Raw genomic sequence first — 23,048 nt, 5'->3', positions numbered from 1 at the left:
CGTTCACGACGGAGAGATCGAGCAGGAACCCGATGGCCTTCCACGAGGTGGGGCGGCGAGCTATCCGCGCCGAGCTGGGGAACGAGCAGTCGTTCTCGGCCCGGCTCGGCGGTGTGCGCCGTCATCCCATCGACCTCGTGAGGCCGTTCCATGCGATCACCTGACATCCGCACGACCTTTCTCGACTTCTTCTCCGAACGCGGGCATCGTGTCCTGCCGTCGTCCCCGCTGATCCCCGGCGATCCGACGTTGCTGCTCACGGCCGCGGGCATGAACCAGTTCAAGCCGTACTTCCTCGGCGAGCGCGAGCCCGCGGACCGGCGTGTGGCGACCGTGCAGAAGTGCGCGCGGACGTCCGACATCGACAACGTCGGCCGGACGACCCGGCACGCGACGTTCTTCGAGATGCTCGGCGACTTCTCGTTCGGCGACTACTTCAAGGACGAGATCATCCCGTGGTCCTGGGAGCTGCTCACCGGGCACTTCGGGCTCGACCCGGACCGGCTCTGGGTCACCGTCTACCTGGACGACGACGAGGCCGAACGGCTGTGGCGGCGGCTCGGCGTGCCCGGCGACCGGATCCAGCGGCTCGGGATGGCCGACAACTACTGGTCCATGGGCGTTCCCGGCCCGTGCGGGCCGTCGTCGGAGCTGCACTACGACCGCGGGCCCTCGTTCGGGCGCGAGGGCGGCCCGGCGGTCGACGGCGAGCGTTACCAGGAGATCTGGAACCTGGTCTTCATGCAGAACGTGCGCGGCGAGGGGCCGGGCAAGGAGGGCTACCCGATCCTCGGCGAGCTGCCCGCCAGGAACATCGACACCGGCCTCGGCCTCGACCGGCTCGCGGCGATCCTCCAGGACGCCGGCACCGTGTGCGAGACCGACCTGCTGCTGCCCACGTTCGAGCTGGCGCAGGAGCTGGCGGGCCGCCCCTACCCGGGTCGGGACGGCAGCGAGGAGTCGGTGTCGTTCCGGGTGGTCACCGAGCACGCGCGGTCGGTCGCGTTCCTGATCGCCGACAGCGTCCTGCCCGGCAAGGAGGGACGCGGCTACGTGCTGCGCCGCCTGATGCGCCGCGCGGTCCGGCACGCGCGGTCGCTGGGGATCGACGGGCCGGTGCTCCCGGCGCTGACCGGCAGCGTGATCGCCAACCTCGGGCCGGCGTGGCCGGAGCTGGTGGAACGGCGGTCGCTGATCTCCCAGGTCGTCGCGGCCGAGGAGGAGTCGTTCGGCCGCACGCTCCGCCAGGGGTCCCGCCTGCTGGACGGCGCGATCGAACGGGCGCGGACCACCGGGTCGTCACGGCTGCCCGGGCGGACCGCGTTCGAGCTGCACGACACCTACGGCTTCCCGATCGACCTCACCGTGGACGCGGCGCGGTCGGCGGGCCTGGACGTGGACGAGGAGGCGTTCGGCGAGCTGCTCGAACGCCGGCAGCGCCAGGCGAAGCGGGCCGAACGTGACCGCAAGGGCGGCGCGGTGGCGCGGCAGGACGCGTACCGGAAGGTCGTCGCGCGGCACGGGCTCACCGAGTTCGTCGGCTACGACGGCACCCGCGCGGAGAGCCGGATCATCGGCCTCCTCGACGGTCCGGAGCCGGTCGAGGACGCGGCCGAGGGCCGCGAGGTCGAGCTGATCCTGGACCGCAGCCCGTTCTACGCGGAGGCGGGCGGCCAGGTCGGCGACACCGGTCTGGTCCGCACGCCGACCGGCACGCTGGAGATCCTCGGCACCCGGCCCGGCCTGGACGGGCTGCACGTCCACGCCGCGCGCGTCCGCGACGGCGAGGTCCGGACGGGCGCCGAGGCCGAGGCGGTCGTCGACGGCGAACGCCGCGCGGCGACGGCGCGTTCGCACAGCGCGACGCACGTGCTGCACGCGATGTTGCGCCGCGTCCTCGGCGACCACGCGGCGCAGCGCGGCTCGCGGGTCGAGCCGGGACGGCTGCGGTTCGACTTCGCGCACTTCGGCGGGGTCGAGCCGGGCACGCTGCGTTCGGTCCAGACACTGGTGAACGACTACCTGCTGGACGACCCGGACGTGACGGTCTGGGAGGCGGGCCGCGCGGAGGCGGAGGCGGCGGGCGCGATCGCGCTCTTCGGCGAGAAGTACGGCGAGCGGGTGCGGGTCGTCGACATCGGCGACGCGTCCCGCGAGTTGTGCGGCGGCACGCATGTCGGCCACGGCGCGCAGGCGGGGCCCGTCCACATCGTCGGCGAGTCGTCCATCGGCACCGGCCTGCGCCGGATCGAGGCGCTCACCGGCGCTGACGCGCTGCGCCACCGCGACCGGCAGGAGGATCTGCTGGCCGAGCTCGCGGCGCTGCTGAACGTCGGCCCCGACCGGGCGCCCGACCGTCTCCGGCAGCGCCTGGCCGCGCTCGCGGAGACCCGGCGCGAGCTCGACCGGCTCCGCCGCCGGGAACGCGACGCCATCGGCGAACGCCTCGCGGCACGGACCGTCCATCTGGACGGGGCGTGGCTCATCAGCGAACGCCTCGACGACGTCCCGGCGGCCGAACTGCGCCCGCTCGCGACCGAGCTCGCGCACCGGCCAGGCCGCGGCGCGGTCATGCTGGGCACGGTCGACGGTGGCGTCGCGACGCTGGTCGGCGCGGTCACGCGTGATCTCGCGGACGGCGGCCTGCGCGCGCGTGATCTTCTCACCCGCGCGGCGCGGACGGTCGGAGGCGGCGCGGGCGGCAAGGGCGCGCTCGCGCAGGCGGGCGGGCGCCGTCCCGAACGGCTGGACGAGGCGCTGGCGTTCGCCGCGGCCGAGGCACGCGCCCTGCTCCGCGATAAATGACCGTCATGTGATCCCGCCGGTGGTCAGGACGGCGGCCCGCGCCCACCTGCGCGGCCATCGCCCGTGAGGCCCCTGTGCTCTGTCCCGTGCCGCGTTCGTTCGCGGCGCGGGACGACAGTGGCCGACGGTCATGACGGGGAGGACGTGGTGATCGGCTGGGGGCGGGGCGTCCAGCGGTGCCGGGTCAGGGCGGAGATCGCGCCCGGCCCCGCCATCGCCACGATGATCGCCAGGCCGACGGGCACGGCCAGCGCGGCCCGCAGCGAGGTCGCGTCCGCGAGGTGCCCGATGACCGCGGGACCGGCCAGCATCCCGCTGTACATGAACGTGGTCAGCAGCGCCAGCGCGCGCCCGGCCGACGCCTCGGCGGCGCCCACCGTGCTGAACGCGATCGGCACCACGGTCGCCAGGCCGATCCCGACCAGCACCCATCCGGCGAACGCCCCGGCCAGCGCCGCCGCCCCGAACGCCGGGGCCACCAGGACCAGCGCGTAGCCCGAGGCGGCCACCGTCCCGGCCATCCGCAACGTGCGGGCCGCGCCCAGCCGCCCGCGGAGCCGGTCGCCCGCGAACCGCATCGTGGTCATCGCGACCGAGTAGACGGTGAACGCCAGCGGCGCCATCTCCGGCCCCGCGTCCAGCACCCGCCGCGCGTGCATCGCGGCCCAGTCCATGGCCGCGCCCTCGCTGATCGCCGCCGCGAACACCACGATCCCCAGCATCGCCAGCGCGCCCCTGGCCAGGCCGCGCCGCCGGCCGGTGCCCTCGTCGACCTCGACCGCCGCCGGAACGGCCCGTTCGCGCAGGAGCAGCGGGGCCGGGGTGACCAGCAGCACCGCCCCCACCACCGCCGTGGTGATCAGCAAGGCCTGCACCCCGAACCCGGCCTTCAGCGCCGCGGCCGTGGCCAGACCGCCGGCCGCGCCGCCCAGGCTCCACATCCCGTGGAACGCCGACATGATCGGCCGCTCGTAGACGGCCTCGACCTCCACCGCGTGGGCGTTCATGCCGATCTCCAGCAGCCCGAACCCGGCCCCGAACACGAACGCCGTCACGAGCAGCACCCCGTACGACTCCGAGAGCGCCGGGCCGAGCAGGAGCAGCGCGCCCAGCGGCCCGGAGACCTGGCACAGCCGGCGACTCGAGAAGTGATCGGAAAGACGCCCGGCGACCTGCATGGACACCAGCACGCCCACCGCGACCAGCAGCAGCACCGTGCCGGTGCGGCCGGTGCCCAGATGCAGCCGTTCGTCCAGCGCGGGCAGGCCGGCCGCCCACACGCCGAGCACCAGGCCGCAGAAGCCGAAATAGGCGAAAACACCCAGCCGTGCGCGTCGTTCCACATCCCCTCCAGGTTTTGTTCGCACCTAGAACATAATCCAGGTCCAGAGATGGCACAATCTCCTCGTGCGAACGACCGGCGCGAGGACGAGCGGTGAGCTGCGGCTTCACAACCTGGTGCGGCTCCTGCGCGCCGTGCACGAACGCGGCGCCCAGGCCACCCGCTCCGAGCTCACCCGCGACCTGGGCCTGGCCAGGGGCACCGCCGCCGTCCTCGTCGGCGAGCTGATCAACAACGAGCTGATCCGCGAGGAGGCCGCCCACCAGGGCACCCGCGGCCGCCCGACCGGCATCCCCGGCCCGCACCCCGCGGGGCCGGTCGCCCTGGCCGTCGACTTCCGCGAGGACCTCTGGACGATCGCCGCCGCCGAGCTGGGCGGCGCCCTGACCGTCCTCGACGAACGCCCCCACCGCGGCAGCCTGCCCGTCCTGGACGACCTGACCGAGGCCATGGCCCGCCACCGGACGGCCCTCGCGCCCCGCCCCGTCGCCACGGCCCTCGCCCTGCCCGGCCCCATCCGCGACGGCCGCCTGGTCGACATCCCCGCCCTCGGCTGGCGCGAGATCGACATCGCGGCCGCGCTGCCCGGCGTCCTCGTCGGCAACGACGCCACCCTGGCCGCCCTCGCCGAGGCCCGGCGCGGCGCCCTGCGCGGCCACGGCCTCGGCCTGCACCTGCACGTCGAGTTCGACCTCGGCGGCGCGCTGATCCTGAACGGCGACCCGATCCCCGGCGCCCGCGGCGCCGCCGGCGAGATCGGCCACATGCCCCTGATCGGCGGCGACGAGCCCTGCCCCTGCGGCGCCGCCGGCTGCTGGGGCAACGAGGTCGGCGCGAACGCCCTCCTGCGGGCCACCGGCGGCCCGCCGCACGACCGCTCCCGCGCCCTGGAGATCCTGGCCTCGCCGGCCCACCAGGCCGCGGTCGACAAGGCCGCCGACATCCTCGGCATCGGGATCAGCGCCCTGGTCAACGCCCTGGACCCCGAGCTCGTCACGCTCTCCGGCCTGGGCCCCGGCATCCTGGCCCGCTCAGCGAACGCCCTGGACGTCACCTACCGCCAAGGCCTGATGGCCTTCCGCCGCGAGAACCCGCCCCCCATCACCCCTTCGGCCCTCGGCCCCGAAGCCACCCTCATAGGCGCCGCCGAACTGGCCTTCGACACCTTCCTCACCCCCCAAGGCCTCACCGACTGGCTGACCAGACGCGCTCCCCGCGAGCGAAGCTGAAAAGGTCCCGCGCTCAGAAGGACCCGCACAGAACCACCTGGAGCCCCACCCCTCGACCGGGAGAGCTTCCTGTCCTGGGCGATGTTGCCGCCGTAGGTGATCCACGAAGGCACCGAACCAAGCGATGCGAAAGGCCCCCCGGACCGAGCGAAGCGAAGGCGTCACGACTCCCCGTGCTGCGACCCGAGCCGAGCGAAGCAAAGGCCCCGACCGATCGACGTACTGCGACCCCGGAGGCCAAGCGAAGCAAAGGCCCCCAGGCGACGAAGCCCGGCCCTGTGGAGGCGGAGCCTCCACCCCGGGGGGCTCCGGGGGGTCGTCCCCCCGGGCAAGGTGGCGGGCCCCCGCGAAGCCGCCCCAAGGGGCGGCGAAGTGGGTAGGCCGCCTCGTCGGGCTGGCGGGATTTGAACCCACGACCCCCGGCACCCAAAGCCGGTGCGCTACCAAACTGCGCTACAGCCCGTACGCCCGCTGGCGGGGCGACCTGTGCAGTGTAGTGCCGTTCAGGCGCGATCGCCTCTCCATATCGGTGCCGGTGGCGTGCGATCAGCGGACGGTCCGGTTCCCGTCAGGGAAAGGGCGCAAGTGGTTCCGCGCGCTGCGGCTCGCCGACGGCCCCGACGAGGTCCATCGCGGGGTGGTCGCCCGGCTGAAACTCATGAAATTTGGCATGAGTCGATGAAAAAGTTGCTTCGTTGATAAAAATCCGCGAAACCGCGTAATCGTCCTGGGCGCTTCCCGTCTTCTCCAGAAGCCCGCTTCATTCCTGCGGTGCCTCTGGGGCGACCGGTAGTGGTTGGTGAGGGTTGTGGCGAAGTGCGAGCTTGGGTTGGATGGCCAGGTGGTCACAGGCGTGGGCGTCGAATCGGACGCCGATCTGGTGCAGGCGGCCGGCTCCGGAGACGAACGCGCGTCGGGCGAGCTCTACCGGCGCCACCATTCCGCCGTGCTCGGGTACGCCCGGGGTCTCGTACGTGATCAACATATGGCCGAGGACCTGACGAGCGAGGCGTTCACCCGCACGTTCGCGGCGCTCCAGCAGGGCGCGGGGCCGCGCGAGGCCTGCCGTCCCTACCTCTACACCGTCGTCCGCAACGCGGCGGTCGACTGGGCCCGCGCCGCGCGCCGGACCGTGGTGACCGACGAGGTCGCCGAGTGGGCCGACGGACCGGCCGACGAGATGCCCGACGTCGACGAGCTGGACGCGCTCGTGCGGGCGTTCCGGTCGCTGCCCGAGCGCTGGCAGACCGTGTTGTGGCACACGATCATCGAGGACGAGCCCGTCCAGAAGGTGTCCGAGGTGCTCGGCATGGAGCCCGGCGCGGTCACCCAGCTGGCGTTCCGGGCGCGCGAGGGGCTGCGCCAGGCGTTCCTGGCCGCCAGCGTCGAGGGGCGGCCCGAGTGCGCGGAGTACATCGCGCAGCTGGCCGCCGGGGTCCGCCGGCCGGGCCGGCGCCGGAGCCGGGCGCTGCGGCAGCACCTGGAGACCTGCGCGCACTGCCGCCGGGCCGCCGAGGAGATGTCGGACCTGAACGCGCGGCTGCGCCGCAGCCTGCCGCTCGGCGCGATCATCCTGGGGGCGCCGTCGGCGCCGCTCAGCGCGCTGGTCCCCGCCGGTGCCGGCGTGCCCGCCTGGGCGTTCCCCGCCGGGGTGGCCGGCGCGGCGGCCGCCGTCCTGGCGATCCTCTACGCGGCGACCGGCATGGGCCCGTCGGAACGGCCGCCGCCGCAGGCCGCGCCGCCCAAGCAGGCGGCCCCGCCGGCGACCCTGCCGGCCACGAAGGTGCCCGAGCCGGCGCGGAGCACCGCGCCGCGGGTCGCCGTGCCCAACGACATCAGGCCTTCCGCCAGCCCGCAGGCGGGCGGCGGCGCCACCGCCCAGAACGCCCCGGGGGTCTACCGGATCCGCAACGTCACGCTCCAGTCGTGCCTGGTGCCGGACGGCCCGTCGGTGGTCGCGACGCAGGGCACCTGCGGCGGCACGGCGTCCACCTGGCGGCGTACCGACACCGCGGGCGGCTTCACGCTGACCAACGCGGCCACCGGCACGTGCATGGCCCGGGGCGCGTCCTCGGCCGGCGCGCCGTGGGAGAGCCCGACGCAGTACGCGGTGACCATGGCGCGGTGCGGCGGCGCCGACCAGGTGTGGAAGCTGGTGCAGTCCACGGGCGTCACCAAGCTCTCCAACGGAGACGGCTGGTTCCTCCAGGCGAGCTGGTCGGGCCTGCAGCCGGTGACGCTGAAGTCCTCGTCCTTCGCGGGGATGGCGGCTCAGGGATGGTCCCTGGACAAGCCCTGAGCCGCGGCCCGGTCAGCCGTAGCGGAGCTGCTCGCGCGCGACGGGCTCGCTGTTGAACGTGAGCCACGCCTGGAGCGCCATGTGCAGTTCCAGCCGGCCGCTCGTGGCGTGGATCGTGTCGCCGAAGAGGTCCTCGAGCTGCCGGATGCGGTAGCGGACCGTCTGCGCGTGGACGTGCAGCCGCCCGGCGACCTCGGTGGCGTTGAAGCCGCACTCCAGCCAGGCCAGCAACGTCTCCGCCAGCCGGTGCCGCTGGCTGGCGCGGACGGTGAGCAGCGGCGCGAGGCTGCGGTTGATCACCCGCTCGACGAGCTCGCGCTCGCGCAACATCACGATGAGCGGCAGGTGGCCCTCGGCCACGATGAGCTCGGTGCCGTCGACCAGTCCCTGCGAGGCCAGCTCGACGGCGTCGCGGGCCAGCCGCAACGACTCGTTCACCTGGGTGACCTCGACGGTGGGGCCGACCGCCGCCGTCCAGCCCGCCAGGTGCCGCCGGAGCATCTGGGCCCGGCCCGGCCCGTCCGGGTCCGGGACGATCACGCACGGCTCGGGCAGGTGCAGGCCGAGCAGGACGTCCGGCGGCAGGCTCGGCCGCCGGGTGTCGGCACCGCGTTCGCGCAGGGCCACGGCCGCGACGGTGCGCGGCAGCGGCCATCCCGCCTCGTGCGCCGGCTCCCTGAAGTCCTTCAGGTCCGGTGCGGGAGAGGTGAGCAGCAGGTCGAGCAGGCGGCGCCGGCGGTCGTGGCGGGCGCCCGCGGCGCGCGCCTCGGCGTCGGCGTGGCCCTCCGCCACGACCACCGCGAGCTGGTTGAGGTAGCCGAAGACCCCGTTGGCGATGGCCGCGATGTTCGCCGCGCTCGTCTTGTAGCCGAGCCGCTCGGCACGTTCGGTGAGACGTTCGACCGCCACCCCGGCGCCGATCCTGATCGACGCCTGCCACGCCTCCAGCGTGCGGCCCTCGACCGCCTCGCCCTCGCCCACCTTGCGGAAGAAGTCCAGCACCTCGACCGAGCTGGTGCCGGGGTCGGCCATGAGGTCGAGGAAGTGCCCGATCGCGTATTCCACGCCCACCCCGAGCGCCTCGGCGTACCGCGGATCGTGCGGCCGGGTGAACTCCGGCACCTGCTTCTCGATCATGCGCACCGCCTCGGTGGCGATCTCGGGCACGTGCCCGCGAAGGTCACTGGCGATCCGGGCGGCGTCGCCGAACGAGAAACCGAGCTCGATCCGGCGCACGGGAAGGCGGACCACCTGGCTGACGTCAGACACCGAGATCTCCTTCACTGGGACGACGTGAAGGAGACGCGGGAAGGTCCGCGAGATTACGGACTTTCGGCAGATTTAATGTCGGCCCTGCTCAGCGACCGGACAGGCGACCGGCGCGCGGAGGCGTTCCGGGCGGCACGCGCCGGACGGGCGGCGGACAGGCGGGCGGCACGCGCCGGACGGGCGGCGGGCATGCGGAGGCGCCCGCGAGTGGGGCGTACCCGCGAGCGCCCGGGTTCGGTACCGCCTCCTTGTCTCAGGCGGCCTTCGTGGGGGTCCCCGCGACGGCTGCTCCCGTCTCGGGCACACCGGCCGCCGACGCGGAGCGGCGCGGCGTCATGCCCAGCGCGACCACGGCCGCGACGAGCATGAACGCGCCGATCACCAGCCAGGCGTCCACGAAGGACTCGTGTGCGTCCAGGTAGCCGTGCGGTGTGCCGAGCACCGCGACCGCGAGGCTGACTCCGAAGACGCTGCCGATCTGGCGGCTCATGTTGACCACCGCGCTGCCGGTCGCGTAACGATGCGGCGGCAGGTCCACGGTCGAGGACGCCAGGATGGTGGGAAGGGCGAGGCCGACGCCGGCGCCGCCCACGAGCCAGCCGGGCAGCAGCCCGCCGACGTAGTCGGGGGTCGGGCTCAGGCTGGACACCATGATCCCTATGCCGAGCGCACAGAGCAGGCAGCCGAAGGCCGTGACCACGCCGACCGGGATCCTCGCGCCGATCATCCGGCCGGCCACCAAAGCGAAGATCGGTACCATCAGCGGCCCGGGAGCCACACCGAGCCCGGTCTGGATCGCCGAGTAGTTCCAGACCTCCTGCATCCACAGGACACCGATCAGCAGGTTGCCGGCGAACGCGACGCAGAACAGCAGGATGGCCGCGTTCGACGAGGCGAAGGTGCGCACCGCGAGCAACGCCGGCTCGATGACCGGTGTGGCGTGCCGCGACGAGCGCAGCCAGAACGCACCCAGGGTCAGCATGGCCACGGCGAGGACGAGCGTCGTCCGCTCCGACGGCCAATCGTTGATCTTGACCAGTCCCAACGCGAGCAGCGCGATGGCCACCGTGAGCATCACGGCGCCCGCGATGTCCGGGATCTTGGCGGTCGCACCGTCCCTGGAGTCCGGCACGAAACGGACCGCCAGGACGATCGCCATGATCCCGATCGGGACGTTCACCTCGAAGACCCATCGCCACGAGGCTTCTACCAGCACGCCGCCGACCGCCGGACCCGCCGCGGCCGCCAATGCCGAGGAGGCGGACCAGATCCGAACCGCGGCGGCGCGCCGCTCTTGGGGGAAGACCGAAAGCAGAAGCCCCAGGCTGGTGGGGATCAGAGCGGCCGCGCCCACGGCCTGAAGTACGCGGAAGCCCACCAGCCACCACAACGAGGGCGCGATCGCGCAGGCCTGCGAGGCCGCCACGAAGACCACGAGCCCGAGCACGAGCCCGGCCTTGCGGCTGTAGCGGTCGGCGAGCCTGCCGAGGGGAACCAGCAACGCGGCGAAAACGATCGTGTAGGAGTTGAGCACCCACGAGAGGTCGGCCAACGACTCTCCGGAGTAGTCACGGCCGATGTCGTTGAACGCCACGTTGACGATGAACAGGTCGAGCCCGGCCATGAAACTGGCCACGGAGAGCACACCGAGCACAAGGCCCGGACGTGCCTGCCGCGGACGCACCTGGCTTTGATCAACCATAGTCAGAACAGTAGCGACGTCCGCTGACTGTGGTCAATACAAGTCAGCATGTTCTTCGGCGTATAATCGCGAAGGTGAGCATCGCGCTTGAGGGGCACTTCGCCGACCGGACCACGTGGTCGATGCAGAACTGCCCCGTATCCAGGACACTTGCGGCGATCGGGCCGCCGTCGGCGGTGCTGGTGCTGAGCGAGGCCTACCTCGGTACGAGCCGTTTTGGCGACTTCGTTCGCAATCTCGGCATGACCGAATCGGCCGTCACCGACCGGCTCCGCCATCTCGTGAACTTCGGGCTGCTGAGCAAGGAGCCGTACCAGGAGCCCGGGCAGCGCACCCGCTACGCGTACCACCTCACCAAGGCGGGGCTCGCCCTCGCTCCGACCCTGGTCAGCCTCATGGAATGGGGCGACATCTACCTCGAGAGCGACGAGGGCCGCATGGTCGCCCTCGTCCACGCCGACTGCGGCGAGGCCGTCATGGCGGACATCCGCTGCGAGGCCGGTCACGACGTCAACGTGGACGAGGTCATCATGCGTCCTCCCCCGGAGACTCCCGAGGTCAGCGAGGGCGCCGCCCCCGAGCCGGCGGGCGGCCTGCCGGCTCCCGAGCCCGCCCCCAGTTCCACGACCTAGTCCCACGGCCACTCCTGGCCTCTATCGGCCACACTCCCGGCACCCGCCGGCCCGCCCCGCGGCGGCCGCCCTGACGGGTGGACCGCAGGCACCGCCGACACCGCTGGGCTCGGCGGATGCCGCGGAGCCGGCCGCGGACGCCGCGCGCGGTCGCCTCCGCGGCCGGACCACCGCGGGAGAACGGCTCCCCGGCGAGACGCAAGCCCCTGGGTGCCTGCCACCGGCCCATGGCCGCGTCTCGCCGGGGAGGTCCGGCGCCCGGCCCGGCCGCCGCCGTCTGGGGTAACGGCGGCCGGGCGGGCGAGTTCAGTAGGCGGGGCTGGTGGCCGCCGCCAGGCGGAGGGCGTGTTCGACCAGGCCCACGAGGACCTGCTTGGCGGAATCGGCGCGACGGGCGTCGCACAGGATGACCGGGACGTGCGGATCGATGTCGAGGGCGCCGCGGATCTCGTTGGCCTCGTACTGCTCGGCGTCGTCGAAGCAGTTGACCGCGACGATGAACGGGGTGCCCTTCTCCTCGAAATAGTCGATCGAGGCGAAGCTGGCGGTGAGGCGCCGGGTGTCGGCCAGCACGACCGCGCCCAGCGCCCCCCGCGACAGCTCGTTCCACATGAACCAGAAGCGCTCCTGGCCCGGTGTGCCGAAAAGGTAGATCGCGACGCCGTCGCGCAGCGTGATGCGGCCGAAGTCCATCGCCACGGTCGTGGTGCGCTTGGCCGCCACGCCCTCGAGGTCGTCCACGCCGACGCTGGCGTCGGTGAGCGCCTCCTCGGTGCGCAGCGGCCGGATCTCGCTGACCGCACCGACCAGCGTGGTCTTGCCGACGCCGAAGCCGCCGGCGACGAGGATCTTGAGTGCGACCCGGGGGCCGTCGTTCTCCTCGTCCGCCGTCTCGGTCAGTTGGTCAGAGCGCGCGGAGTTCATCGAGAACCCTCCTGAGCAGGTTCTGATCGGTCTGGGGTGCGCTGGAGGCCGGCGAGGTCCAGCGCTGGATCCCCACCAGGCCCGAGTCGAGCAGGTCGCCCGCCAGGACCCGGATCACGCCGAACGGAAGGTTCAGCTCCGAGGCCAGGTCGGCGATGGTGTACGGGCGGCGGCACAGCCACAACAGCCGCCGCTGCTCGCGCGTGAGCCGGCCGGGCTCTGCGGGGGCACGGCCGAGCGCGACGAGAATGGTGACCAGGTCGAGCGGCTCGCCGCGCGGGCGGGTCCGTCCTCTGGTCATCGCGTACGGCCGGACCACCGGTCCGGCGGCGTCGTCGATCCACCGCTCCCTCCCAGGACCAGGACCACGGGGGCCACCTGCGGTGCTCGGATCCATCTCCGGTCACCCGGAGCCCGGACCGCGGGGTCTCAGTCCCGTCGAGAGTTGCCGCCCGACTCGTTTGACCAGCATCGTCATCTCGTACGCGACGAGGCCCGCGTTGGCGCCCACGTCGCTGAGCAGTGCCAGGCAGCTGTTGGCGCCGGCCGGGACCACGAAGAACAGGCCCTTGTCCATCTCGACGATGGTCTGCCTGATCTCGCCGGAGTCCAGCTGCGGCTTGGCGCCGATCGCCAGGCTGTGGAATCCCGCGGCGAGCGCGGCCAGATACTCCGAGTCCTCGCGGCCGACGTCCCGCGACGAGCCCATCACCAGGCCGTCCCTGGACAGCACGACCACCTTGCGCACCTGCGGCACGCGGTCGACGAGGTCGTTGAGCAGCCAGCTCAGCTCGTTCCCCACTCCCTGCTGCGTCATGATGTCGGTCCTCCCCTTCCCTCTGCGAAATCGGACGGGCCCTCGTCCTCGTCCCTGCCGCGCATCCAGCCCGCCTGTAGGTCGGCGAACAGGTCACGGGAGGCCTCGGCCGAACGTTCCTCCCACGCGACGAGCTGGTCGTCGGGCTGCTGGTAGCCGCCCGACTGCTCGTCGTCGCGAAGTTGCGGGGCCAGGCTGGCCCGCCGCACACGCCGTGGCAGCGGCGTGCGGCCGGAGCCGTCGCCGAACGAGGCGGGTGCGGTGAACGGCGCCGGCCGGTCGGTGGGCTCGGCCGCCCACGCCGGCGTCTCGGTGGTCCACGTCGGCCGTTCGGTGCCCCAGCGCGGCGTCTCCGCGGGCGGCCGTCCGGTGAACGGCTGCTCGGTGAACGACTGCTGGCCGGCCGCCGGCGGCGGCTCCGCGAACGGCTGCTGGTGCTGCTCGGTGAACGGCTGCTGTTCGGTGAACTGCTGCTGCCCCGGCTGCGGTTGCGGCCCGGTGTAGGGCGGCTCCTCGTACGACCCGGGGTGCCCGAGCGACGTCGGCCCCTCCGAGGTCGTTCCCTGGACGGGGGGCGGCGGCGCCGTCTGGGTGTCGAACACGGGCGCGTTGAGCATCGCCTTCGACCGCAGGAAGTCCTGCCGGTGCCCGTTGCCGGTGCCGTTGGCCGCCATGGCCGCCCCGGCCTCCTGGCGGACGTCGGCGACGGTGGAGTCGTGCTCGTCCTCGGGCTGGTCGACGTCGACCATCAGCTCTCGCGGGATCAGCACGACCGCGCTGACGCCGCCGTAGACCGACGGTTGCAGGGCGACCCGGATGCCGTGCCGGCCGGCCAGCCGGGCGACGACGAACAGGCCGAGCCGGTCGGTGACGGCCAGGTCGAACTCGGGCGGCTGCGACAGCCGCAGGTTGAGGGCGTTCAGCTCGGCCTGGTCGAGCCCGATGCCGCGGTCGACGATGTCGACGGCGAAACCGTTCGCGCCCATCTCACCGCGCACCAGGACCTCGGTCGGCGCGGGCGAGAACACGGTCGCGTTCTCGATCAGCTCGGCGAGCAGGTGGACGACGTCCGCCACGGCCTCGCCGATCAGCGCCGCCTCGGCGGACATGACCACGATCTCGACCCGGGTGTAGTCCTCCACCTCGGCGATCGCCGCGCGCAGCACGTCCTCGACCGGAACCGGACGGCTCCAGCCGCGGCCGGGCGACGCGCCGGACAGGATGACCAGGCCCTCGGCGTGCCGGCGCATGCGGGTGGTGAGGTGGTCCAGCCGGAACAGGTCGGCCATCACGTCGGGGTCGGAGGCCCGGCGCTCCATCTCGTCCAGCATGCGCAGCTGGCGGTGCAGCAGCGACTGGCTGCGCCAGGCGACGTTGAGGAAGACGCGGCTGATGCCCTCGCGCAGGTACGACTCGCGGACCGCCGTCTCGATCGCGGTGTGCTGGACGCGGGTGAACGCGTCGCCGACCCGGATGACCTCCCGTGTCTTGCCGCCCGTGATCGGCGGCGCCTCGGCGTTGACGTCCACCTCGTCGCCGCGGCGCAGCCGGGCGACGACGCCGGGCAGCCGGTTCTCGGCGAGTTCGAGGGCGGCGCGCTGCAGGCCGCGCAGCTCGCGCGACAGGCTGCGGGCGGCGATGAACGACAGCGCGATGGACGCGACCACCGCGAGCAGGCCGAGGCCTCCGACCAGGACCAACCGGCGCACGATGCGCTCGCCGATCGGCTTGGCCAGCTCGTTCAGGGCCAGACTGGCCTGGGTGACCCGCTGCTCCCACGCCTGCGACAGGGGCTGCGTCGTCGCGGCCCACTCCGCGGCCTCGGCCGGCAGCCGCTCACCGCCCGAGGCGATCACGGCCGCCTCGGTGGCGCGGTAGCGCTGGTAGTTGTCGGACGCGGCGAGTGCCTGCAGCGGCTTCCTGAGCTCGCCGTTGAGGTCGGCCATGCCGACCAGGAACTGCTGCCGGCCGTTGGCCGCCCACTCGACGAACGCCAGGTGCTCGGCGGCGCTCAGGCGTCCCCCCTTGGCCGCCGCGGCCTGGATCAGCGCGTCCTGCCTCAGCATGTAGGCGCGGGCGTTGCCGACACTGATGAGCGCGCGGCCCTGCTCGAAGATGTCCAGGTCGTTCACGATCACCAGGCCGCTGAAGACCAGGATGACGCGGTCGAGCATGCCGCTGTACGACTCGATGATCTCCAGCGTGCTGGTCTGGCCGGAGTCGACCTTGGCCCGCAGGTCGGGCAGCCGGCCGAGCGCGCGCATCGCCTCGTTCAGGCGCTGCCGGGTCTCGGGCTCGGCGGCGTCCACGGCGTCGGCCGACAGCGCGCTCCTGCGGAACGCGGCCTGGACCGCGTTCGCCCGGGCGCGCTGGGCGCCCAGCTTCTGCTTGTCGGCCGCCTTGCGGGTCGCGACCGCGACGGCGCTGAGAGAACGTTCCTGCTGCAGCGTGTTGACCAGGAAGAGACCGGGCAGGCCGATCTTCTCGTACGTGGTCGAGAAGTCGTACTTGTCGACCGCCGGACCCAGCGTGATGTTGGCGGCGAACCCCCACAAACCGATCAGCGACAGGATCGGCACGAGCAGCAGGACCGTGATCCGCACGCGGATCGGCAGCCCTCGCCTCCTCGAACCGGCCGCGTAGTCCAGGTCCTTCGAAGCGGCCGCCCGGGGCGGGCCGGTCGGCCGGCGCTTGCTCTTCGTGCCCATCAGATCTCACCCTCATGTCTCAGCGGGGCCGCAGGGCTCGGCCCGCCTCTCGTTCGCCTCCGGGGCCTCCCGCCGTCGGGTGGCGGGGTGCCCCGGCTCATGACCACGAGCCGTCCGTTCCGGTCCAGTTGGGCTTGCCGCCCTGCCACGTCTCGCCGGCGTTCGTGCGCGCCACCAGGCGCCGCAGGCGGTCGGTGATCATGGCGACGGCCTCCGCGTGGCCGCGTTCGGCCTTCTCCCGCGTCGTGTACTGACCGATATCGGCGTGCATCGCATGGTCGGAGGCAATGGTCTGCCACAGCAGCGGCCTCCCGTTCGCCGCGAGCCCCTGGCCGACAACGGTGAACCAGGTGGAGACGACCACCACGACACTGCCGACCCGGATGACGTCCTGCGCGAGCAGGCGTGATCTCACGTCGAGCAGCAGCCGTTGTGCCTCGTCCGATGTCGCGGGTCTTCCGTCAGCTCGATACCAGTCCACGGACATCGCAGCCACCCCTATCGCCGACGATCTGTTCGTCTGCGGGGGGTCGACGACGACGCGTACATGGGCATGTGGACGCGCATGGTTGCTCACCGCTCCAGAAACTGAGCTCGGATCAGTTGGCCGGGGGCGGGTCGGCCTGGAAACGCCCGGAGAGGACGGCGTCGTCCTCCAGAGGGCGTCTAACGCGTGTGCGGCGCCCAGGCGGGCACTTCACACCAGACCGACTTGCCGGCTGAGGTCTGCTCGATGCCGTGGCGTTCCGCGATGATCGCCACCAGGAACCATCCCCTGCCGGTCTCTTCCAGCAGGTTGATCCGCATGGCGCGCGGCAGGACAGGGCTCGGGTCGTGGACCTCGATCCGGAGACGGCCACCGACGCGCAGCAGGCGGAGGCTCAGCGTGGCACCGGTCTCCGCGGCGTGTTGCACCGCGTTGGTGACCAGTTCCGAGACGAGCACCTCCGCGTCGTCCCGCACGTGCGGGATTCCGCTGTCGGTGGTGATGGAGCGGCTGAAACCGCGGGCCAGGGGCACGGACGCGCGTGCCGCCGGCAGGTCCAGCTCGCCCAGCAGTACTTCCATGGGGTCCGCCAACGAGGGCACGGCAGGCGGGGCGACCGCCGTGACCGTGGCCGCGGAGGCCGGTGCGAGCGCCGCCGCGGGCGCGGGATACGCCGCGGCGGGCACGGTATGCGCTGCGGAGGATGGAGGGTGCGCCGCGGAGGACGGAGGGTGCGCCGCGGACGGCGCGTGGTGCGTCACGGTGGACGCGGGGTGCGCCGCGGGGGACGCGGGGTGCGCCGCGGGGGGCGGCGCGAAAGTCGCGGTTGGCGCTGAGAGCGCGTCGGCGTGTGGCTCGGCTGTCTCGCTAGGTCGCTCTATCGTGCGGTGTTCGCCCGTCATGAACGCCTCCTCGGCTGGGGCGTGGCGACCGGTTCCTGCGCGGGCGTGGCGCGGGGCCGGGGGTCACGATGGCTTGCCTTCCTCGGCGTGCGCGGCAACACGGTCGCGCAGCAACTGGGCAGTGCTCTCGAACCACTCCTTGTTCTCCTGCTCGAAGCGCAGGCCACGCAGGCAGGTGAGGTAGGGCCCGATCGGGGATCCCTTCCGGAGGAAGGTCTCCTCGTCCAGATCACCTCGGAGGTGTTCGAGGGTGCGCTCGAAGATCGAGATCTTGGCGGCGGAAGCCAAGGCCCTGTCCTCGAGTTGCGCGATGACGGCCGTTGCGGAGATGTGGTCCACGGCCTGGACCATGACCAGGAGGTTCTCACGGATGATCCCCGGTTTCGCCGGCACTACGGCGAAGCTCTCCAGCTCGTCGATCCCTGCCTGGGTGACGGTGAACACCCTTTTGTTGGGACGGTCGTGCTGGATGATGCGGCGTCCGGCGATCAGCCCTTCGGCCTCCAGTTTGGTCAGCTCGGCGTAGAGCTGTTGCGGGACCGCGTGCCAGTAGTTGGAGACGGAGAGATCGAAGATCTTGGCCAGTTGATAACCGCTGTACTCGCCGTCGAGCAGGGCTGCGAGTACTGCGTGACGTAGCGCCATGGCCCGTCTTCTCTCCGTTCTCGGCACCGGATGCGGGTGATCTGTGACTTTATCAGGCAAAGCCATGGCTAGTCTCGTTTTTGACTAATTTGTTTTGAAAGCACCGGTTCCGCGTCCGCGGCCAGTGCCGTGATCCTGCCTTCCAGGAAGGCGTCGCGAGTCAGCGCGCGCTGTATCTTCCCGCTGGTCGTCCGGCGGACGGCGCCCCTTCCGGCGAGCACGACGGTGAGGGCCGGCAGCCCGAACGCGCGCGCGACCCGCTCCTTGGTCGACGACGCGAGCTCCGGAGTCCCCCGCGACGCGGAGACCTCCTGGACGACGACCACCTGCTCGACGAGCGCGTTCCCGTCATGACCGCCGTGATCACTGTGCCCGTCGCGTCCATTGAGGCCGTTGAGCCCGTTGCGCCCTTCGCCGAGGTCAACGGCGAAGGCCGCGGTGTTGCGGGCGGCCGGGTTGGCGGCCTGCGCGGCCTCCTCGATGTCGTGCGCGTGGATGTTGCGCCCGTTGACGATGATGAGGTCCTTGATCCGACCCGTCACGTACAACTCCCCGTCGGCGACGAAGCCGAGGTCGCCCGTACGCAGGTACGGGCCGTCGCCGTCGAGGGTGAACGCGCGGAACGTCTCGAGCGTCTGCGCGGGCCGCCGCCAGTACCCCTGGGCCACGCTGCCGCCGCGGACCCAGATCTCGCCGACCCGGCACGGAGGCAGCGCCTCCCGGGTCCCCGGATCCACGACGCGCACGTCCAGCGACACCGCGCGCCCGTTGCTGACCAGCCGACGCACCTCGCCCTGCGTACCGGACGCGGACGGGGGAACGGCCAGGTCGCGGGTCAGGGCCTCGCCGTCGAAGTCACGGACGACCGAGCCGGTGCCGAACGGCGCTCCGCTGATGAGGAGCGTCGTCTCGGCCATGCCGTAGCACGGCATCCAGGCGTCCGGGTCGAACCCGACCGGGCCGAAACGTTCCGCCATACGTTCCAGGGTGGCGGCGCGGACCGGCTCGGCCCCGTTCTTGGCGGTCTGGAGGGAGCTCAGGTCGAGCCCCTCCAGCTGGTCGTCCGTGACCCGGCGCAGCAGCAGTTCGTACCCGAAGTTGGGCGCGAGCATGATCGTCGCGCGGTGGCGGGTGATGAGCTCCAGCCACAACACGGGCCGTTTGACGAACGTGATCGGGGACGTGAAGACGTACCGGCAGCCCATGTAGAGCGGCTGCAGGAACTGACCCACCAGCCCCATGTCGTGGTAGTGCGGGACCCAGCCGGTCCCGATGGTGTCGGAGCAGCCGTTGATCGCGCGCTTGATCTCCTCCGCGTTGTAGAGCAGGTTGCCGTGCGAGACCATCACTCCCTTGGGCTCGCTGGTGGAGCCCGAGGTGTACTGGAGGAACGCCAGCGTGTCCCGGCCGATCACGGGCATCGACCAGAGCGCGGCGTCCACGGCGCTGCCCGCCGCGGTCTCGTTCTGGGTGTCCAGGACGCCCACCTCGCCCGCCATCCCCGAGTCGGCGAGCCACTTCTCGAGCTTGCCGCGGTGCGCGGTGTCGGTGAGGATCCAGCTGATGTCGGCGTCCGCGATGATGCGCCGGGTCCGGCCGGACCGCCCCGAGTCGAGCTCGGGCAGCGGCGACGGCACGGCCACGACGCGCGCGTACAGGCAGCCGAGGAAGGCCGTCACGAACTCCAGCCCCTCCGGGTAGAGCAGCATGACGGCCTTGTCCTGGAGGCCGAACGCCTGAAGGCGCGCGGCCAGCGCACGGGCCCGGCGGTCGAGCTCGGCGAACCCCAGCTCGGTCTCGCGGTACTTGCGGCCGACCCCGCGTTCCTCGGTGACGAACGTGAAGGAACGCAGGTCGCCGTGCCGCAGCACGTTCTCCCGTACGACGGATACGAACCCCCCGGCGGGGGCGCTGTCGCCGTGATCGCGCACGACGTCACGCCCCGGCCGCGGCGGCCGGGTGGACCGCCTGGTCGTCCGCCCGCTGGACCGCCTGGTCGTCGTCGGCCAGCGACCGCAGCGAGAACCAGGCCTGGCCGCCGGCGCCGGCGCCGGCGCCCTTGAACATCGCGGCCTCCAGGGAGGGCAGGTGCTCCTCGGACAGCTCGGTGTCGGGATGGACGCGCTGGAGCAGGCGCTGCAGGCAGAGGACGAGCCACCGCCCCTCCGCGAACGCGCCGCCGAACTCCTCCTGGTTGTGCAGCCAGGTGAGCACGCACGAGATCATCGCGTGGATCTCGCAGTAGCGGCGGGCCCGGTTGAGCGCCGCGACCGAGGTCGTGTCCCCCGCCGCGTCCCTGATGCCCGCGTGCAGGTCGGCGCGCAGGTCGCCGATCCGTTCCGCGAGGTCGGCGAGCTCCGCCGCGACGCCGGGTGCGGCGTGGGCCTTGGCCGCGGTACGGAGCTCGTCGACGGTCGCCGCGAACCGCTGCCCGATCTCGTCCAGCCCCTCGTTGGTGAGCTGGAGCCGGCGTCCGTCGGGACGCCATCCGGGCGGCACGCGCGTCCAGTCGAAGAGGCCGGCGAGAAGCCCGGCCTCGTCCCCCGTCGGTTCGGGAGGCGTGACGAGGTAGGGAAGCTGGCCCGCCACGTTCGCCAGGTTGACGTGGGTGGTGCCCTCGAAGATGCTGGCGATCGCGTGATCGCGCTGGAGCTTCTGGAACACCCCGTGCGCCACCCCCTCGCGCAGGTAGCCGCGAGCCGCCAGGACCGTTCCGATGCTGGCCACGACCTCCTCGCCGAGGACCGGCACGAAGTACTTCACGATCGACGACCACAGGCTGAGCCGGGCGGGCTCCACGGTCAGGCAGCGGGTCACCGGGATCGCCACGCACTCGGCGATCAGCAGGTCGAGGTGCGCCTTGACCAGATGGTCGCGGATCACCGGGATCTGGTAGATGTCGGCGCCGTAGAGCGTGCGCTGGTGCGCGTACTCCATGCCGATCCGCACCACCGCGTCGATGGTGCCGACCGACAACGCGGCGATCGCGGTACGGGTGATCTGCAGCGTCTTGAGCGTCTGCACCAGGCCCGAGCCGCGGCGGCCGATCACCCCGCCGGCGGGGACGCGGGCGTCGTTGAAGATGATGCCGCTGAGGTCGTGACCGCGCAGGCCCACGGTGCGGACCGGCGGGAGCACGTCCCACATGGCCGGGTCGAGGCCGTCCTTGTCGACCAGGATCAGCGAGAAGTCACGGCTGCCCGTCCGGGCGTACGTGGTCACGAACCGGCCGCGGGTGGCGTTGCCGACCGGCCACTTGGTGCCGTTCAGCACCAGGTCGTCGTCGTCGGACTCGGCTTCGGCCTCGCAGGCCATCACGTCACTGCCGTGGTCGGCCTCGGAGACGCCGAAGCACGCCAGGTCGCCCTTCAGGACGCCGTCGGCCACCAGCTCCTGCTGGCGGTCGTTCCCCCACAACCACACCGGGTTGACCGCGAGCAACCCGGACCCGTACATCACCGCGAGCGTGACGCTGCGCCGCGAGATGCCGCGGGTGACGAAGAACAGCTCTTCCAGCGTCGCCAGCCGGCCGCCGAGGTGACAGGGCACCAGGTACGCCGGGAAGCCCCAGTCGCGGACCGCGTCGACCGCGCCGGAGGGCAGCTCGTCGCGTTCTTCGGCCTCGACGATGGCCTTGTAGGAGAAGGGTCCGGCCGACTCGTCCATCGGATCGCCGAGATAGGCGTCCAGATCGGCGGCGATCCGGTGCGCCGGGCTCGGCTGCTCGCCTCTGGCGGCCGCATGGCCGGGCTCCACGTACATCGAGGCCGCGCGGTCGGGCTCCGCGCGTCTCGAGGTCGCGCGGGCGGGGTCCTGCCTATTCATTTTTCCACTCCCTTGTACGCCTCTGGTTCAGGCGGACGCCTCTTCTTCCATCCGCCTTCCGACGAGCCGGGCGAGTGTCATCGCCGCGGGCAGCGGCCGGACCATCACCGTCAGCACGCTGACGAGCCCGGCGTCGTTGAACCTGATCAGATCGAGTCCCTGCACGTGCTTGCCCATGACCCGGGCGCTGAAGATCAGCGCCACCACCGGCGGCCCGCCTGTCGGGTAGGCGGACGTGCCGGGCGGACCACCGCCGGCCGCGGCGGGCGGACCGCCGGCCGGGGACGCCAGGCCACCGGCCGGCGATGGCAGGCCGCCGCTCGAATGCGGCGGACCGCCGGCCGGGGCGGGCAGGTCGCTGGTCGGGGTGAGTGGGACGGCGGCCGTCGGGTCATGCCGCCGCCCCGGGGCGGAACTCACCAGTTCGTCGGTGTAGTGAAAGTCCTCGAAGACCTCGAGGAGCACCCGGAGAAGCGCGGTGACCGCGTCCCGGCCCTGGTAGGGCTTCACCATCACCGGACTGTGGAACTCGATGCCGGGATCCAGCGTGCCGGTGATCGCGGCGAGGTCCTTGGCCTCCACCGCGGCGCGGAATGTTCCAGGAACGGTCACGTTCGCTGCTCCTTCGAATGCCGCGACGCCGTCAGAGCGCCGATCGCGACAGCTGCGCCGAATAGGCGGCCGGCGACGACACCGCGCGGGCCAGGTCGTGCGCCCAGACGCGGTAACCGGCGGGTGACGGATGGAATCCATCCCGGGCGAAGAGCTCACGATCACGCGCCATGGCCTCGTCCATCGGAACATGGAACGCGCCATATTCACGCGCGACCTCACGCATGGTCCTGTCCATGGCGCGGGCCTGAGCGCCGAGGACCATCCGCAGTGGTTGGGGAATCGCGGGGAATCGGTGAACCGGAGGCATTCCGGCGACGATCACCCCGGCCGTGCGATATCGGGTGCGCAGGGCCGTGATGAGCTCGGCCAGGTCGGCGGCCCATCGTTCCAGCGAGCGACGCCGGAGCAGGTCGTTGATCCCGACGGTCACCACGACGAGGTCGGGTGTGGTGCCGTTCAGGGCCGGGACCAGGTCGGTGGTGACCCGGCGCGCGGTCGCGCCGTTCCGGCCGGTGACCGACCAGGCCACGCTTCGCTGGAGGTGGTCGTGCAGGGCGCCGGCGAGGAAGCCGGGCAGCGCCTCGGCGTGGGCGATCGCGCCCACCCCGGCCGCCGTCGACTCCCCGATCACCAGGATCCGGAACTCCGGCGCGATGCCGGTGATGACGCCCTGTTCGGCGCCGGACGCCGGGTCGAGCCGGGGCGTGTTCCGCGCCGTCCGGCGGGCCTGTAGGAGCAGGATCGGCGCTAGCAGCAGACGCGCCATCGCCTGCGTGACACGGGTGACATGGGTGAACGAGAACGGTCTCTTCATCTCTAACCCCAGACGGTGATGTCCCCCGAGGAC

Annotated in this window: 19 protein-coding genes and 1 tRNA gene; 5 read left to right on the top strand and 15 right to left on the bottom strand. The window is 72.2% G+C overall.

Annotated features, from left to right (window positions below; translation table 11 throughout):
- The first annotated feature begins 32 nt into the window (after window positions 1-32).
- Entirely contained in the window at window positions 33-164 is a 132-nt protein-coding gene (locus ABZ810_RS43685; RefSeq protein WP_264159552.1) for a hypothetical protein, read from the top strand.
- On the top strand, window positions 151-2,805 hold the full coding sequence (alaS, locus tag ABZ810_RS43680) for an alanine--tRNA ligase (protein ID WP_358413360.1): 2,655 nt from the start codon (window positions 151-153) through the stop codon (window positions 2,803-2,805). Before ABZ810_RS43685 ends, alaS begins: the two co-directional genes overlap by 14 nt.
- A gap of 128 nt (window positions 2,806-2,933) precedes the next feature.
- On the opposite strand, the gene ABZ810_RS43675 is transcribed toward alaS, so the two are convergent.
- The gene (locus ABZ810_RS43675) at window positions 2,934-4,148 is read right to left on the bottom strand and encodes an MFS transporter (RefSeq protein ID WP_358413358.1); all 1,215 of its coding nucleotides are present in this window, start codon (window positions 4,146-4,148) and stop codon (window positions 2,934-2,936) included.
- A 64-nt stretch (window positions 4,149-4,212) separates the two neighbouring features.
- Between ABZ810_RS43675 and ABZ810_RS43670 the strand changes: the two genes are divergently transcribed.
- Window positions 4,213-5,376 (top strand): ROK family protein, encoded by a 1,164-nt coding sequence (locus ABZ810_RS43670; protein WP_358413356.1) that lies wholly within the window; start codon window positions 4,213-4,215, stop codon window positions 5,374-5,376.
- Between the two features lie 389 nt (window positions 5,377-5,765).
- Here the strand turns inward: ABZ810_RS43670 and ABZ810_RS43665 are convergent.
- Window positions 5,766-5,839: transfer RNA gene (locus ABZ810_RS43665), tRNA-Pro, on the bottom strand.
- A gap of 390 nt (window positions 5,840-6,229) precedes the next feature.
- Between ABZ810_RS43665 and ABZ810_RS43660 the strand changes: the two genes are divergently transcribed.
- Entirely contained in the window at window positions 6,230-7,675 is a 1,446-nt protein-coding gene (locus tag ABZ810_RS43660; RefSeq protein WP_358413354.1) for a sigma-70 family RNA polymerase sigma factor, read from the top strand.
- Window positions 7,676-7,687: 12 nt separating this feature from the next.
- On the opposite strand, the gene ABZ810_RS43655 is transcribed toward ABZ810_RS43660, so the two are convergent.
- Window positions 7,688-8,944, bottom strand: coding sequence for a helix-turn-helix domain-containing protein (locus tag ABZ810_RS43655; protein WP_358413352.1), 1,257 nt, complete (start codon window positions 8,942-8,944; stop codon window positions 7,688-7,690).
- Window positions 8,945-9,197: 253 nt separating this feature from the next.
- Window positions 9,198-10,580: an MFS transporter gene (locus ABZ810_RS43650; RefSeq protein WP_358413350.1), complete on the bottom strand. Its 1,383-nt coding sequence runs from the start codon at window positions 10,578-10,580 to the stop codon at window positions 9,198-9,200.
- Window positions 10,581-10,720: 140 nt separating this feature from the next.
- On the opposite strand from ABZ810_RS43650, the gene ABZ810_RS43645 reads away from it, so the two are divergent.
- A complete protein-coding gene (locus ABZ810_RS43645; RefSeq protein ID WP_358413348.1) occupies window positions 10,721-11,278 on the top strand; it encodes a helix-turn-helix domain-containing protein in 558 nt (185 codons plus the stop codon).
- Between the two features lie 306 nt (window positions 11,279-11,584).
- Here ABZ810_RS43645 and ABZ810_RS43640 read toward each other — a convergent pair whose 3' ends face one another.
- From ABZ810_RS43640 to ABZ810_RS43590, 11 genes are all read right to left on the bottom strand, one after another.
- Window positions 11,585-12,202, bottom strand: a complete 618-nt coding sequence (locus tag ABZ810_RS43640; protein WP_358413346.1) for an ATP/GTP-binding protein — start codon at window positions 12,200-12,202, stop codon at window positions 11,585-11,587.
- The gene (locus ABZ810_RS43635) at window positions 12,183-12,503 is read right to left on the bottom strand and encodes a DUF742 domain-containing protein (protein ID WP_358413344.1); all 321 of its coding nucleotides are present in this window, start codon (window positions 12,501-12,503) and stop codon (window positions 12,183-12,185) included. The genes ABZ810_RS43640 and ABZ810_RS43635 overlap by 20 nt, the downstream gene beginning before the upstream one ends.
- Before the next feature lie 102 nt (window positions 12,504-12,605).
- Window positions 12,606-13,019, bottom strand: a complete 414-nt coding sequence (locus tag ABZ810_RS43630) for a roadblock/LC7 domain-containing protein (protein ID WP_358413342.1) — start codon at window positions 13,017-13,019, stop codon at window positions 12,606-12,608.
- Window positions 13,016-15,727, bottom strand: a complete 2,712-nt coding sequence (locus ABZ810_RS43625) for a nitrate- and nitrite sensing domain-containing protein (RefSeq protein WP_358413340.1) — start codon at window positions 15,725-15,727, stop codon at window positions 13,016-13,018. The genes ABZ810_RS43630 and ABZ810_RS43625 overlap by 4 nt, the downstream gene beginning before the upstream one ends.
- 97 nt (window positions 15,728-15,824) lie before the next feature.
- Window positions 15,825-16,214: a hypothetical protein gene (locus ABZ810_RS43620; RefSeq protein WP_358413338.1), complete on the bottom strand. Its 390-nt coding sequence runs from the start codon at window positions 16,212-16,214 to the stop codon at window positions 15,825-15,827.
- 179 nt (window positions 16,215-16,393) lie between these two features.
- The gene (locus ABZ810_RS43615; RefSeq protein WP_358413336.1) at window positions 16,394-16,795 is read right to left on the bottom strand and encodes an ATP-binding protein; all 402 of its coding nucleotides are present in this window, start codon (window positions 16,793-16,795) and stop codon (window positions 16,394-16,396) included.
- 384 nt (window positions 16,796-17,179) lie between these two features.
- A complete protein-coding gene (locus tag ABZ810_RS43610) occupies window positions 17,180-17,761 on the bottom strand; it encodes a PadR family transcriptional regulator (protein WP_358413334.1) in 582 nt (193 codons plus the stop codon).
- Window positions 17,762-17,829: 68 nt separating this feature from the next.
- Window positions 17,830-19,692: a fatty acyl-AMP ligase gene (locus ABZ810_RS43605; protein WP_358413332.1), complete on the bottom strand. Its 1,863-nt coding sequence runs from the start codon at window positions 19,690-19,692 to the stop codon at window positions 17,830-17,832.
- A gap of 4 nt (window positions 19,693-19,696) precedes the next feature.
- Window positions 19,697-21,586: an acyl-CoA dehydrogenase gene (locus tag ABZ810_RS43600; RefSeq protein WP_358413330.1), complete on the bottom strand. Its 1,890-nt coding sequence runs from the start codon at window positions 21,584-21,586 to the stop codon at window positions 19,697-19,699.
- 27 nt (window positions 21,587-21,613) lie between these two features.
- On the bottom strand, window positions 21,614-22,198 hold the full coding sequence (locus tag ABZ810_RS43595) for a nuclear transport factor 2 family protein (RefSeq protein WP_358413328.1): 585 nt from the start codon (window positions 22,196-22,198) through the stop codon (window positions 21,614-21,616).
- A gap of 31 nt (window positions 22,199-22,229) precedes the next feature.
- The gene (locus tag ABZ810_RS43590) at window positions 22,230-23,015 is read right to left on the bottom strand and encodes an SGNH/GDSL hydrolase family protein (RefSeq protein WP_358413326.1); all 786 of its coding nucleotides are present in this window, start codon (window positions 23,013-23,015) and stop codon (window positions 22,230-22,232) included.
- Window positions 23,016-23,048: the final 33 nt, after the last annotated feature.

The sequence above is a fragment of the Spirillospora sp. NPDC047279 genome, from assembly GCF_040643285.1.
Classification (GTDB): domain Bacteria; phylum Actinomycetota; class Actinomycetes; order Streptosporangiales; family Streptosporangiaceae; genus Spirillospora.
This window is presented reverse-complemented; position numbering and strand designations above follow the sequence as displayed.

Coding starts and splice junctions, on each gene's coding strand:
- ABZ810_RS43685 (WP_264159552.1), top strand. CDS start 33: ATGGCCTTCCACGAGGTGGGGCGGCGAGCTATCCGCGCCGAGCTGGGG.
- alaS (WP_358413360.1), top strand. CDS start 151: ATGCGATCACCTGACATCCGCACGACCTTTCTCGACTTCTTCTCCGAA.
- ABZ810_RS43640 (WP_358413346.1), bottom strand. CDS start 12,202: ATGAACTCCGCGCGCTCTGACCAACTGACCGAGACGGCGGACGAGGAG.
- ABZ810_RS43635 (WP_358413344.1), bottom strand. CDS start 12,503: ATGACCAGAGGACGGACCCGCCCGCGCGGCGAGCCGCTCGACCTGGTC.
- ABZ810_RS43630 (WP_358413342.1), bottom strand. CDS start 13,019: ATGACGCAGCAGGGAGTGGGGAACGAGCTGAGCTGGCTGCTCAACGAC.
- ABZ810_RS43625 (WP_358413340.1), bottom strand. CDS start 15,727: ATGGGCACGAAGAGCAAGCGCCGGCCGACCGGCCCGCCCCGGGCGGCC.
- ABZ810_RS43620 (WP_358413338.1), bottom strand. CDS start 16,214: ATGTCCGTGGACTGGTATCGAGCTGACGGAAGACCCGCGACATCGGAC.
- ABZ810_RS43615 (WP_358413336.1), bottom strand. CDS start 16,795: ATGGAAGTACTGCTGGGCGAGCTGGACCTGCCGGCGGCACGCGCGTCC.
- ABZ810_RS43610 (WP_358413334.1), bottom strand. CDS start 17,761: ATGGCGCTACGTCACGCAGTACTCGCAGCCCTGCTCGACGGCGAGTAC.
- ABZ810_RS43600 (WP_358413330.1), bottom strand. CDS start 21,586: ATGAATAGGCAGGACCCCGCCCGCGCGACCTCGAGACGCGCGGAGCCC.
- ABZ810_RS43590 (WP_358413326.1), bottom strand. CDS start 23,015: ATGAAGAGACCGTTCTCGTTCACCCATGTCACCCGTGTCACGCAGGCG.